We start from the raw sequence: 12,512 nt of genomic DNA, 5'->3' as shown, positions 1-12,512 counted from the left end.
CGGGCGCGAGGGTGCGGGACGCCCGTCGGGGCGACGGGACGGATACGCGGGACGGACGCGCGGGACGGATACGCGGTACGGAGGCCCTCCCGTCGGGCCGGCGCGGCACAGCCCGGTGTTCAGGCGCCCTGGCTCTGCCCCTGGCCCCGGTTCCCGGTCGGCGCGCCGGGGCGGGCGTCGGCGGGCGGGGCCGCGGTGGCCTCCGCGGACAGGGCCATCGCCCTCGCCAGCGCGGTGCGCGAGCGCACCCCGATCTTGCGGTAGACGCGGGAGAGGTTCCCCTCCACCGTCTTGACGCTGATGAACAGCTTCGCGGCCACCTCGCGGTTGGAGGCCCCGCCCGTGACCAGTTCCGCGATCCTCGTCTCGGTGGCCGTCAGCGCTGCCGCGCCGCCGCCCTCCAGGGCCCCGAGCCGGGCGAGTTCGGCCCGGGCGCGGGCCGCGAGCGGAACCACGCCGTGCGTCTCCGCGAGGTCGAGCGCCTCGGTGAGCGCGCGGTTCGCGGCCGTCCTGTGGCGGGCCCGCCGTTCCACGGTCCCCAGGGCGATCAGCGTCCGCAGCAGGTCGACGGGCAGATCGAGCGGCCGCAACCGGTCGGCCGCCGCGCGGACCAGCTCGGCGCCTTCCTTGGCCCGGCCCCTGGCCGCCTCCCGCAGCCCTTCTGCCCTCTCCAGCGCGGCCGTCACGCTCCCCGGCGACCCGGCGTGGACGTGCCGGCGCCCGTCCTTGAGTACGGCGTCTGCGGCCTCGGCGTCCCCCAGCATCACGTGCGCCTCGGCGAGGTCCGCCGTCCAGTGCAGAAGAGGCGGGTCCGCCACGCCGATGTCCGCGGCGATCCCCTTCACCCTGAGCAGGATCTCGACCGCGTCGGCCGCGCCCTGGAGGCCGCCGCCGAACAGGGCGGTCTGCGCCTGCGCTGCCAGGGCGCGCAGCAGGAAGAGCCGGTCACCGTCCGCCTCCGAGGCGCGTACCGCGTCCGCCGTGAGGGGGCCCGCCTCGTCGGCCGTGGAACCGACGGAGGCGGCGAGCGCGAGGGCGTAGAGCGCGGGCGCCGACACGGCACCGGCGTCCCCCGCGGTACGCGCGCAGCGCGCCGCGGTACGCAGGGCGGCCCGGCACTCCCCCGCGCGCACCTGAATCCGGACGAGGGCGAGCAGCGTGGCGACGCGGTCCTCCACGCTGGTGTACTCCGCGGCGTCCGGCTCGTACGCGTACTCGTCCTCGTCGCCCAGGAGTTCGGCCATCCGGGCGCGTGCCTCGCCGACCCGGTCGCCGTCGAGCGAGAGGACGGCGCGCATGCGCACCATGCCCCGGCGGCGTGGCCCGCCCTCGCGGGCCGCGAGGGAGAGCGCGCGGTCCAGGGTGGCCCGCGCCTCGTCGGTCCTGCCGGTGAGGGACTGCACGCGGGCCAGCGTCGTCAGGGCGCTCAGGCCCGTCACGGGGTCCGCGCCGATCGCCGCCTCCGTGGCGGCCCGCCGCGCGTGCGCGGCCGCGGCCGGCGGCTCGCCGACGATCAGGCAGCGCAGCGCCGCCCAGTGGTGCAGCCGCCCCGTCAGGACGTCGTCGCCCGCCGCGTCCCTGAAGCCGCCGGACAGCACCTCCTGGAAGCCTTCGAGAGCCTGTCCCGCGTTGCGCAGCAGCACGATCCGGGCCGCGACCCGGTGCCGCGGGGAGGGCGACGACCTCAGGACTGAGCGCGCCAGGCGCTCGGACGTGTCGCGCCGGCCCGCGTCACAGGCGTACTCCGCGGCCCGCAGGCTCCGCCCGTCCCGGCTGCTGCTGTCCCTGCCGCTGCCGGCGCCGGCGCGCGGACCCGTACGGGACGGGGTGCGCTCGGCGGCGATTCCGGCCAGGTCGGCGGCGTCCTCCAGGGCACCACCGGCGTGCGCGGCCTCAGCCGCGGCCATCACCCGGGCCGCGACCGCCTCGTTCTCGTAGGGGTGGGCCAGGACCAGGTGGTGGGCCATGCGCCGCGGGTCGGTGACGGCGTCCGCCAGCAGTGCGTGCGCCACGCGGCGCTCCCGCGTCGACGCGTCCGCGTACAGCGCGGCCCGCAGCAGCGGATGGGCGAACGCGACCGTGCCGTCGGCACCGACCGACGCCACCCCGGCCCGCTCCGCCGCACCGAGATGCGCCTCCGCGTCGGCTATCCCGGCCGCGCGCAGAAGGGTGAGGTCGGGGTGCACGGCGGCGCAGCACACCAGCAGGGTCCGTAGCGCGGGGGCGGGCAGCGCACGGGCGGGGGCGAGGATCGACGCGCGTAGCCTGACCGGCACACGGGGGCTGCCGTCCGCGGCGAGCATCCCGTCCAGATGGGCGCCCCGGCCCAGCTCACGGGCGTAACGGGGGTTGCCCGCGGCGAGTTCCTGCACGACGCGGACGGTGCCCGCCGGGAGGGTGCTCCCGCCCATCGACGCGAGCAGCATGGCGATGTCCGAGTCGGGCAGGGGGCGCAGGGGGATCTCGGCGGTGTCGGGCGGGCAGCACCACGGGCGGCCGGGCTGTCCGCCGGGGGCGACCCGCTCGGTGGCAAGGACCCGGACCGCGGTCCCGTGCAGCCGGCGCACCGCGAACGAGAGGACGTCGGCGCTCTGTTCGTCCAGCCAGTGGAGTCCGTCGACCACCAGCGCCGCGGGGCCGTACCGGCCGAGCCGCCGCAGGGTCCGGGTGACGGCCACCCGCAGCGCGAGACCGTCGTGCTCGTCGACGGAGGCCCTGGTACCGAGCAGGACGTCCCGCAGCACCCGCGCGGGTTCCGGCGCCAGGTCGCGGAACACCTCGTCGGGCACCCCGGTGAACAGGTCCACAAGGCCCACGAAGGGCAGCCGTGCGTCGTCCTCCGCGGGCGAGCACGACAACCAGGTGACGTCAGGCCCGAGGCGGCGGGCCAGGGCTTCCACGAGCGTCGTCCTGCCGCTGCCGGCGGGGCCGTACAGCAGGACGCCGCGGCCGTCCCGCAGCGCCGCGCCCGCCGCGTCCAGCGGCTGCCGCTGACCGCGCAGGACGAGCGGCGGCCGGGACTCCACCCGGTGCACGGTCTCCTGCCGGGAAAGGAGATCTCGCACGCTGACGGACCACCTTTCGTTCGCGGTGCACGGACCCCTGGCAGACTCCCGCGCGCTGTATGCGTGCCCATGACAGAACCTCGTTGACCGGGTGTCAAGACCGGCCCTGTGCCGTCCGGCAACGGCCGTCCGACCTCGGGAGGGGTGGGAAGCGCGGGCTTGCCGCCGGGGGACGGGCGCCCGCGCGGAACCCCGCGATCCGGCTCTCGCCTGCGCGGACCGCTTCCGCCGGCGCCGGCGCCGTGACCAGCGTCGGCGGGGGAGGGCGGGCTGCCCGGCGGAAGCGGGACGCCGCGGGCCCCGGACGAGTTTCCACCTGCCCTTTGCACGAACTTTACCGGCGGGTAGCCTGAACCCGGCGAGGCGGGCGCCACTCGCGGCGCGTCAGGTTTCCAGGCTGCGTTCCAGGATGGCGCTCAGGGTCTGCCCGGTGATGGTGAAGTGGTATGCCGCGACGCGTCCGGCCTCCTCCTGGTCACCCGTCAGTACCGCGTGCACCAGCGCGCGGTGCTCGGCAAGGGCGCGCTCCGTGAGGTCGCCCCGGTACGGCTCGATGGGGAATCCGGCGCTGATCTCCTGAAGCAACTGGTGCCCGTAGACCGCCAGCGGCTCGTTCTTCGCCGCCCGGGCGATGGCGCTGTGCAGCATCGCGTCCGTGCTGCGGATGCGGGTGCCGTCGCCCGAGGCTGCGGCCTCCGTGTACTCCTGAAGCGCCCGGGAGACGCGTACGCGGTCCTCATCGTCACGGCGCTCCGCCGCGGTCCTCGCGATCAGCGACTCCAGCAGGCAGCGGGCGTCCAGCAGCTCCTTGGTGCGCTCCCAGCGCGGCAGCAGGGTGCGCCGTACGGCGGGTCCGGACTCGCGCTGCCACCCCGAGCGGACGTAGTGGCCGCCGCTGCGTCCCCTGGTGACTTCGAGGCAGCCGATCTCGCGCAGGCGGGCGGTCGCGGCGCGCACCGTGGGCCGGCCCACCGCCCGGCGGGCCGCCCGCAGGAGCCCAGGGCTTCGTCCCGGGAGGCGCGCCCCCCGGCGGAGCCGGCCTGCACGCCGCGCTCAACCTCTACAAGGAGACGCCGACAGGGCAGCGCTGGACCGCGCAGAACGGCCACCTCATGCGCGTCGACCTGACCATGGGCGGTGGCGCCCCCGTACTGGCCCGCCAGGGCAGCATGGTGATGTACCAGGGCAAGGTCGACTTCGGGTACAAGGGCGCCGGTTTCGCGGGCCGCGTCGTGGGCAACGCCACCGGCCAGGAGATGCAGCTCATGCGCTGCACGGGGCGCGGCCAGGTCTTCCTCGCGGAGAACAACGCCCACCTGCACCCGGTCGAGTTGCAGGGCGACGGCATCTGCGTGTCCGCCGAGAACGTGCTCGCCTTCGACGAGTCCCTTCAGTACGAGGTACGCAGGATCGAGGGCCACGGCATCCCGGGCGGCGCCCTGTTCACCATGCTGTTCCAGGGCACGGGCACCGTCGTCGTCAAGACGCACGGCACCCCGGTCGTGCTGCCCGTGACGCCCACGACCTTCGCCGACGCCAACGCCGTCGTCGCCTGGTCCGCCGCGTCCCAGGTGATCCTCTCCAGCCAGGTCAGGCTGCGGCGCAACGCCTTCCCCGGGCACAGCGGGGAGACCGTGAACCTCCAGTTCCGCGGCGCGCCGGGGAACTTCATCGTCGTCCAGCCGTACGAGGTCTGAGGGAGCCCGACATGATGGAACAGCAGCTCGCGGGCTACGCCCCGACCCCGATCGCGGCCCGGATGGAGAACCACGGCCACACCATGCTCAAGGTCGCCATGGCCAGCGGGCAGGACCTCTACGCGCGCACCGGCTCGATGGTCGCGTACGAGGGCTTCATCCAGTACGAGCCCAATCCGCCGTCCGTGCGGCACATCGCGGAGCACTGGGTCACCGGCGAGGGCACGCCGATCATGAAGTGCGCGGGCGACGGCCTGCTCTACCTCGCCGACTACGGTGCCCACGTCGTCGTGGTCAACCTCACCAACGAGGCGATCTCCGTCAACGGCACCAATGTGCTCGCCTTCGACGCGCATCTCCAGTGGGGTGTCGAACGTGTCAAGGGCCTGGCGAAGTTCGCCGGCCAGGGCCTGTGGAACGTGCAGATCTCCGGCACCGGCTGGGTCGCCCTCACCTCGCGCGGCACCCCGATCACGGTCGACTGCGGGCGCGGCGAGGACGAGACGTACGTCGACCCCGACGCGCTCGTGGCCTGGTCGCCGAACCTGAAGGTCAAGGGGAAGCGCAGCTTCAAGGCGGGCGCGCTGATCGGGCGCGGCAGCGGCGAGGCGTACCAGATGGCGTTCTCAGGACAGGGGATCGTCGTCGTACAGCCCAGCGAGGACAGCACCGACCGCCTGCGCATCCGCGGCTGAGGGGGGAGAACACACCATGCAGAGTCCGCTTTTCGCCTATACGGAAGCGCAGACGCAGGGCAGGTACGCGCTCCAGAACAGCCAGCTGCTGCGCGTCGCGCTCACCGGGCAGGACGACGTGCTCGCCCGCAAGGGCGCCATGGTCGCCTACCAGGGAATGATGGAGTTCGACGGCGAGTACCAGAGCATGGGCCGGCGCCGTGCGCGGGCGCACACGGGCGAGGGCCTCGACCTGATGCGCGTCTCCGGGCAGGGCACCGTCTACCTGGCGAACCTCGCGCAGTACATCCACGTCGTGGACGTCGACCGCGACGGCCTGACGGTCGACAGCGCGTACGTGCTGGCGCTGGACTCGACGCTGCACCACGAGGTGATCGCGGTCGACAGCCAGTACGGCATCTCGGGAACCGGCAAGTACCAGCTGCTCATCACCGGCACCGGCAAGGTCGCCCTGATGACGTCGGGACAGCCGCTGATGATGCAGATCACGCCCGACAAGTACGTCAGCGCCGACGCGGACGCGATCGTCGCCTGGTCGTCGTCGCTCCGGGTGCAGATGCAGGCGCAGACGTACTCCTCACCGGTACGGCGGCGGCGCGGCAGCACCGGCGAGGGCTGGGAGCTGAGCTTCCTCGGCCAGGGGTTCGCCCTGGTGCAGCCCAGCGAACTGCTGCCGCCGCAGAACGCCCAGATCGGTGCGGGGATCGCCGCGCAGTTCGGGATGGGCCAGCAGGGCGCGCACGGCCAGAACCGGGGCAACGCCTGGAGCTGAGGCCGGCAGGCCGGCAGGCAGGAGGGGCGGTCCGCCGGGCCCGCCCCCTCCGACGGCGCCGCACCGGACCCGTACGGCCGCACTGACGGCGGACGTACGGCCGCACTGACGGCGGACGCCCGCTCACCACCCCGGCCGAAGGCCCGCTCACCGGCCCGAACCGAACCGTCCCGACGGCTCGCCTCCCCGAACCGTCCTGAACCGTCCCGAGCCGGCCCGAACCGTCCCGGCGGCCGGGTCGGCCGGGTCAGCGGCGCTCCGCGTGGACGCTCCGCAGGTCGAGCGGCGCGGGCGGCGGGAGCGGACGTGCGCCCTCCGCACGCAACGCGTGCAGCAGATACGCGGCGAGCCGGCGCGACGCGGCCACCGCCACCTCACGCGGCTCGGCGGCCACCCCCGCGTTGGCCAGCAGCAGGAGGGGCAGGTCCGAGGGCGCGAAGTCCGCCCGCAGCCCGCCGTGCGCCTTCGCCCGCCGAACGAGTTCGGCGAGCCCCTCCTCGGTCCTTGACCACACCCGCTCGTAGTCGGTGCCACCGTCAGGGAACTGCGCGAGGAACGCGGCGGTGAACCCCCGGTCCACGGCCTGCATCACACACACCTTCTCGATCACCGCACAGAACCCGTGCCACGGGTCGGGGTCCGCCAGCGCCTCGTCCAGCACACCCGCGCAGAGCGAAAGCTGCTCGGCGAACGCCTCCGCGACGAGGGCCGTGCGCGTGGGAAAGCGCCGGTACAGCGTCGCGACCCCCACCCCGGCCCGCCGGGCGATCGCGGTGAGCGGCACGTCGGTCCCCTGCGCCGCATACGCCTCACGGGCCGCCTCAAGAATCCGCTCGCGGTTGTGCCGGGCATCGGCCCGCAGCGCTCCGGGCTCCTTCTGATACGTCTGATCAGGCATGTCTCTCACTTGGACGCGAACGGGCGGGAAAGGGGCGCCGACCGCGTAGCGTCGGCGGAAAGCGAAACGGAAGCACCCCACCACTTAGCCTGCCGGACTCCGGTACGGCGCGTGCGGGCGGGGCGGGCGGAACGAGACGGGACGACGTCAGTGAACGACATGCGCGCGGCGCTCTACGACAGCTACGGACCACCCGAGGTGCTCTACGAGGGCACGGCACCGACCCCGGTCCCCGGCCCCGGCGAGGTGCTGGTCCGCGTGCGTGCCGTGGGCGTCAACGGCGGTGAGCTCGCCGGCCGGGCCGGCCGGCTGAAGATCGTCACGGGGCGCACCTTCCCGAAACGCGTCGGACTGGACTTCGCGGGCGAGGTCGCGGGGACGGGTTCGGGGGTGCGGGGACTCGGCGAAGGCGAGCGGGTGTGGGGGCTGCTGCCGCGCGGCCGCTTCGGCAGCGCCGCCGAGTACGTGGCCGTCCGGCCCGGGCGCCCCCCCCCCCCCCCCGCCGGGCTCAGCGACCCGCAAGCGGCCTCGCTCCTCGCGGGCGGTACGACGGCGATCACAGGACTGGTGGACAAGGCCCGGCTGCGGGCGGGCGAGCGCCTGCTCGTGCGGGGCGCCGCGGGCGGTGTCGGCAGTGTCGCCGTCCAGCTCGGAGCGGCCCTCGGCGCCCACGTCACCGCCCTCGCGGGCCCGCGGAACCTCGGCTTCGTCAGGGACCTCGGTGCCCACGAGGCCCTCAGCTACACCACGACCGGCCCCTCCGACCTGGGCACCTTCGACGTCGTCTTCGACACGGCGGGCACCGAGCACCGCGCCTACCGGTCCCTGCTGGCGCCCGGCGGACGCATGATCGCCATCGCCTTCGACCTGAAGCACCCGCTGCCCAGCCTGGCGTACGTCGTGGGGTCCACCGCCTTCGGACCGCGCCGGGTGCGCTTCTTCAGCGGCAACCCCCGCCACGACCTCCTCGCCCGGCTGGCCGGGTACGTCGACGACGGTTCGCTCCGCGAGATCGTGGACACCGTCCACCCCCTCGCCGACATCGCCGCCGCCCACCGGGCCCTGGAGGCGGGCGGCGTACGCGGGAAGCACGTCGTGGCCATCGACTGACGCGGTACGGCCATCGACTGACTCAGCACGACGCGCCGGCAACGCCGCCCTCTACGCGAGGCGCGTACGGCGCGCCCGGGCCACTCGCCGCTACGTGAGTCGCCTACGGCGCGCCCCGCCCACCCGCCTCTACGCGAGGCGCGCGCGGGTCGCGGCCAGCAGCCGGACGACCGACTCGTCGGCCACCGACGCGACCTCGTCGTAGCCGAACCAGCGCAGGTCGAGCGACTCGTCGCTGATCGCCGCCACCGCGCGCGCGGGCGCGAGCGCCGCGTACTGGACATCGAGGTGACGGTTGCAGGGCGGCGGGATCGGGTGGCGGTCCAGCCGCACCGGCCCGCCGTCGAGGAGTGTCAGGCCGGTGATCCCGGACTCCTCCGTCGCCTCGCGCAGCGCCGCCTCCGCCAGCGACACGTCGTCCGGCTCGCAGTGCCCGCCCATCTGGAGCCACATGTTCAGCTTCCGGTGCAGGGTCAGCAGCACCCGCCCGGCCACCGGGTCGACGACGAGCGCGCTCGCCGTCAGATGGCCGGCCTCACAGGCCTTCCACATCCCGTCGTCCGGGTGGAGGGACAGATGGTCCAGATAGTCCCGGCACAGCGCCTTCTGCTCGTCCGGTTCCGCTCCGGCCGGGCCTCCGGCCGTGTCAACAACGCCCTCGGGGCCGTCCCCGTACCGCTTGAGTACGAGAACGGCGTCGTCGTACAGGCTCACTTGTCGGTGTCGTCCTTGCCGGTGTCGTTCCCGTCGTTGTCGTTGCCGCTGCCGTCGCCGTGGGCCTCGTCCTCGCGCCCCTCGGCTCCCGTGCCCTTGGTCAGGTCGGTGCTGCCGGCGTCCTTCGGGCTGCCGCCGCCCGCCGCCTCGCCGAGCATCTTGTCCAGTTCGGAGAAGTCGATCTGCTCCCGGTGGACGAAACCGTCCGGGTCGTCCAGGTCGGATGCCGTCGGCAGCATGTCCGGGTGCTCCCACAGGGCGTCCCGCCCGTCCATACCGCGCGCGTCCGTCAGCGAGGCCCACAGCCGGGAGGCGTCCCGCAGCCTGCGGGGACGCAGCTGGAGTCCGATGAGTGTCGCGAACGTCTGCTCGGCAGGACCGCCGGACGCGCGCCGCCTGCGCAGCGTCTCGCGCAGCGCGTCCGCGCCCGTGAGCCTGCTCTTCGCGGCCTCGTGGACGACCGCGTCCACCCAGCCCTCGACCAGCGCGAGCGCCGTCTCCAGGCGGGCCAGCGCGGCCTTCTGCTCCGGCGTGTCCTCCGGCTGGAACATGCCCTGCTGGAGCGCCTCCTGGAGCTCCTCGGGCCGCGACGGGTCGAACTGGCCGACCACGTCCTCCAGCTTCGATGTGTCGACCTTGATGCCGCGCGCGTAGCCCTCGACGGCCCCGAAGATGTGCGACCGCAGCCACGGCACGTGCGTGAACAGCCGCTGGTGCGCCGCCTCGCGCAGCGCCAGGTACAGCCGGACCTCGTCCTGCGGCAGCCCCAGGTCCCTGCCGAACGCCTCGATGTTCAGCGGCAGCAGCGCCGCCTTGCCCGCCGGGCCGAGCGGAAGGCCGATGTCGGTCGAGCCGACGACCTCGCCGGCCAGCACTCCGACGGCCTGGCCCAGCTGCTGGCCGAACATCGCACCGCCCATGGAGCGCATCACGCCGATCAGCGGGCCCGCCACGTTCTGCATCTCGGGGGGCAGGACGTCGCCCATCGCCGCGCCGACCCGCTCGGCGACCGGGTCGACCAGCTGCTGCCACGCCGGGAGCGTCGCCTCGACCCACTCGGCGCGGCTCCAGGCCACCGCCGTGTTGGCGCCCGAGGGCAGCGACGTCGCCCCGTCGAGCCAGAGGTCGGCGAGGCGCACCGCCTCACCCACGGCCCCGCGGTCCGCGGCGGTCACGCTCGCGTCCTTCGTCCCGTCCTGGGTGCCCTGGGCAACGGTCTGCCGGGCGATCTGCTTCGCCATGTCCCAGTTGACCGGGCCGCCCTCGAAGCTCAGCATCTGGCCGAGCTGCTGGAACGCCTGGCCCAGGTCGTTCGGGTTCAGGGAGCCGAACATCGCCGCGAACGGGTTGTCCCCGCCGCCGCTCCCGCCCGGCAGTCCGAAACCACCGAACCCGAAGGGGTTGCCCGGTCCGCCCTGGCCGCCAGAACCCTGACCGCCTTCGGCAGAATCCTTCTTCTTGCCGTCGCCGTCCTCCGGCTCCTCCGGCGGAAGGCCGAATCCGAATGGGGTGTCACTCACGGGTTTCCTCGGCTCGTAAGGCCACCGGCTCCTGCCGATGGCGGCTGCCCTGCACCATCCAGCCTATGCTTCACCGCGCTCACGGGGCACGTGGTCAGGATCGCCTTCCCCCGACAGCACATTCGATGCACTCCCACGCGGCGCTTCGCGCCCCCACGCCCGGAACACACGGCGCCGCGTCGCGCCCCGGCCGGAATACATCCGGACGGTCGGAATACATCCGGGCGGAGGCGGAATACGTCCGGAATCGACACCCGGACGGCTTCCGGGCCGAACGCACACCTCCTGGCGGTCTGCGGCAGGATGAACGTCACCTGGTACGCACGCGTCATTCACGTACGTACTGAAGACAACCGCTGGAGACGCCCGGTGAGTTCCCCAGAACCACAGGTTCGCGCTACGCGAAACCACGCAACCGCGAGCAGGTCCCGCGGCCCCGTCGTCGCCGTCACCGGCGCCGCCACCGGGGTCGGTGACCTGCTGACCCGCAAGCTCGCGGCGTCGGACGAGATCAAGCAGGTCATCGCGATCGACGAGCGCAGAGGCGGCGTCCAGGACGCCACCTGGCACATCCTCGACGTCCGGGACCCGGCCATCGCCGAGCGGCTGCGCGGGGCGGACGTCGTGGTGCACCTCGCCCTCGACCTGGATCTGGAGGGCGACCCCGCCGCGCGCACCGCGTACAACGTGCGCGGCACGCAGACCGTGCTCACCGCCGCCGCGGCCGCGGGCGTGCACCGCGTCGTGCTGTGCACGTCCGCCATGGTCTACGGCGCACTGCCGGACAACGACGTCCCGCTGTCCGAGGACGCGGAGCTGCGGGCGACCGCGGAGGCCACCGGTGTCGGCGACCTGCTGGAGATCGAACGACTGGGCCGCCGCGCGCCGCGCGCGCACCCGGGTCTCGACGTCACCGTCGTGCGGCCCGCGGTCCTGGTCGGCGGCACCGACACGGCGCTGACCCGGTACTTCGAGTCGCCGCGCCTCCTCGTCGTCGCGGGGTCCCGCCCGACATGGCAGTTCTGTCACGTCGAGGACCTGGTCAGCGCCCTGGAGTACGCGGCGCTCGGCCGGGTCGAGGGCGAGTTCGCGGTCGGCTGCGACGGCTGGCTCGAACAGGAGCAGGTCGAGGAGCTCAGCGGCATCCGCCGCATGGAGCTGCCCTCGACCGTCGCCCTCGGCGCGGCGGCCAGGCTGCACCGCATCGGCCTCACCCCGTCCCCGGCCGGGGACCTCGCGTACACGATGTACCCGTGGGTGGTGAGCGTGAGCGCCCTGCACGACGCGGGCTGGCGGCCCGGGTGGACCAACGAGCAGGTGCTCGGCGCGCTGCTCGAAGAGGTCGAGGGCCGGCACACCGTGGCAGGCCGCAGGCTCGGCCGCAAGGACGCCACGGCCGCGGGCGCCGCGGGCGCGACGGTGGCCCTGCTCGGCACGGCCGCCGTCGTCCGCAGGGTCCGCAAGGCGCGGCGCAGGCTGTAGGCCGCCGCCCGCCCCGTGACGCGGCACGGGCGGTACGGCACGATGGACGGTATGGCAACCACACAGGACCGTACGGACCACAGGGGCGAGGGGCCGGGGGACGATCCGGTCCGGCTGCTGGCGATCCGGGACACCCCGCTGAGCCTCGACGAGGTGTTCGCCGCGGTGGGGGACCACGCGGCGGGCGGGACGGCCCTCTTCGTCGGCACGGTGCGCGACCACGACGGCGGCGCCGACGTCGACGCCCTCGGCTACTCGTGCCACCCCACGGCCGAGGCGGAACTGCGCCGCGTCGCGGAGAAGGTGGCCGCGGACTTCCCGGTACGGGGTCTCGCGGCGGTCCACCGGGTGGGGGAGCTGGGCATCGGCGATCTCGCGGTGATCGTCGCGGTGTCCTGCCCGCACCGCGCGGAGGCGTTCGCGGCGTGCCGCAGGTTCATCGACGCGCTCAAGCACGAGGTCCCCATCTGGAAACACCAGAACTTCAGCGACGGCACAGAAGAGTGGGTGGGGGCGTAGCCCCTTCCGCCAGGGGTGGTGGTCGGGCGACGGGCGGGAG

Annotated in this window: 10 protein-coding genes and 1 pseudogene; 6 read left to right on the top strand and 5 right to left on the bottom strand. The window is 74.0% G+C overall.

Annotated features, from left to right (window positions below; translation table 11 throughout):
• Positions 1-119: 119 nt before the first annotated feature.
• Positions 120-3,065 (bottom strand): helix-turn-helix transcriptional regulator, encoded by a 2,946-nt coding sequence (locus tag LCE31_RS27765; RefSeq protein WP_225018953.1) that lies wholly within the window; start codon positions 3,063-3,065, stop codon positions 120-122.
• A gap of 384 nt (positions 3,066-3,449) precedes the next feature.
• A complete protein-coding gene (locus LCE31_RS27760) occupies positions 3,450-4,022 on the bottom strand; it encodes a FadR/GntR family transcriptional regulator (protein WP_225018951.1) in 573 nt (190 codons plus the stop codon).
• 5 nt (positions 4,023-4,027) lie between these two features.
• Here LCE31_RS27760 and LCE31_RS27755 point away from each other — a divergent pair.
• The 3 genes and pseudogenes from LCE31_RS27755 to LCE31_RS27745 form a co-directional block, all read left to right on the top strand.
• Positions 4,028-4,762: pseudogene (locus LCE31_RS27755) on the top strand (AIM24 family protein); the annotation flags it as partial.
• 14 nt (positions 4,763-4,776) lie between these two features.
• Positions 4,777-5,457: an AIM24 family protein gene (locus LCE31_RS27750; RefSeq protein ID WP_225018955.1), complete on the top strand. Its 681-nt coding sequence runs from the start codon at positions 4,777-4,779 to the stop codon at positions 5,455-5,457.
• Between the two features lie 16 nt (positions 5,458-5,473).
• Positions 5,474-6,229, top strand: coding sequence for an AIM24 family protein (locus LCE31_RS27745; protein ID WP_225018949.1), 756 nt, complete (start codon positions 5,474-5,476; stop codon positions 6,227-6,229).
• Positions 6,230-6,476: 247 nt separating this feature from the next.
• On the opposite strand, the gene LCE31_RS27740 is transcribed toward LCE31_RS27745, so the two are convergent.
• Positions 6,477-7,127, bottom strand: coding sequence for a TetR/AcrR family transcriptional regulator (locus LCE31_RS27740; RefSeq protein WP_225018947.1), 651 nt, complete (start codon positions 7,125-7,127; stop codon positions 6,477-6,479).
• A gap of 150 nt (positions 7,128-7,277) precedes the next feature.
• Here LCE31_RS27740 and LCE31_RS27735 point away from each other — a divergent pair, with 150 nt between their 5' ends.
• Entirely contained in the window at positions 7,278-8,237 is a 960-nt protein-coding gene (locus LCE31_RS27735; RefSeq protein ID WP_225018939.1) for an NAD(P)-dependent alcohol dehydrogenase, read from the top strand.
• A gap of 129 nt (positions 8,238-8,366) precedes the next feature.
• Here the strand turns inward: LCE31_RS27735 and LCE31_RS27730 are convergent, their stop codons facing one another.
• Together LCE31_RS27730 and LCE31_RS27725 are read right to left on the bottom strand one after the other, a co-directional pair.
• The gene (locus LCE31_RS27730; protein WP_225018937.1) at positions 8,367-8,951 is read right to left on the bottom strand and encodes an NUDIX hydrolase; all 585 of its coding nucleotides are present in this window, start codon (positions 8,949-8,951) and stop codon (positions 8,367-8,369) included.
• Positions 8,948-10,471, bottom strand: a complete 1,524-nt coding sequence (locus LCE31_RS27725; protein WP_225018935.1) for a zinc-dependent metalloprotease — start codon at positions 10,469-10,471, stop codon at positions 8,948-8,950. The genes LCE31_RS27730 and LCE31_RS27725 overlap by 4 nt, the downstream gene beginning before the upstream one ends.
• 369 nt (positions 10,472-10,840) lie before the next feature.
• On the opposite strand from LCE31_RS27725, the gene LCE31_RS27720 reads away from it, so the two are divergent.
• Both LCE31_RS27720 and LCE31_RS27715 read left to right on the top strand, forming a co-directional pair.
• On the top strand, positions 10,841-11,953 hold the full coding sequence (locus tag LCE31_RS27720) for an SDR family oxidoreductase (RefSeq protein WP_225018933.1): 1,113 nt from the start codon (positions 10,841-10,843) through the stop codon (positions 11,951-11,953).
• Between the two features lie 51 nt (positions 11,954-12,004).
• Positions 12,005-12,472: a molybdenum cofactor biosynthesis protein MoaE gene (locus LCE31_RS27715; protein WP_225018931.1), complete on the top strand. Its 468-nt coding sequence runs from the start codon at positions 12,005-12,007 to the stop codon at positions 12,470-12,472.
• Positions 12,473-12,512 lie beyond the last annotated feature (40 nt).

The organism is Streptomyces sp. 8L (genome assembly GCF_020176795.1).
In the GTDB taxonomy this organism is placed as follows: Bacteria; Actinomycetota; Actinomycetes; order Streptomycetales; family Streptomycetaceae; genus Streptomyces.
The sequence above is the reverse complement of the archived record's forward strand: the minus strand, read 5'-3'. Positions and strand labels throughout refer to the sequence as shown.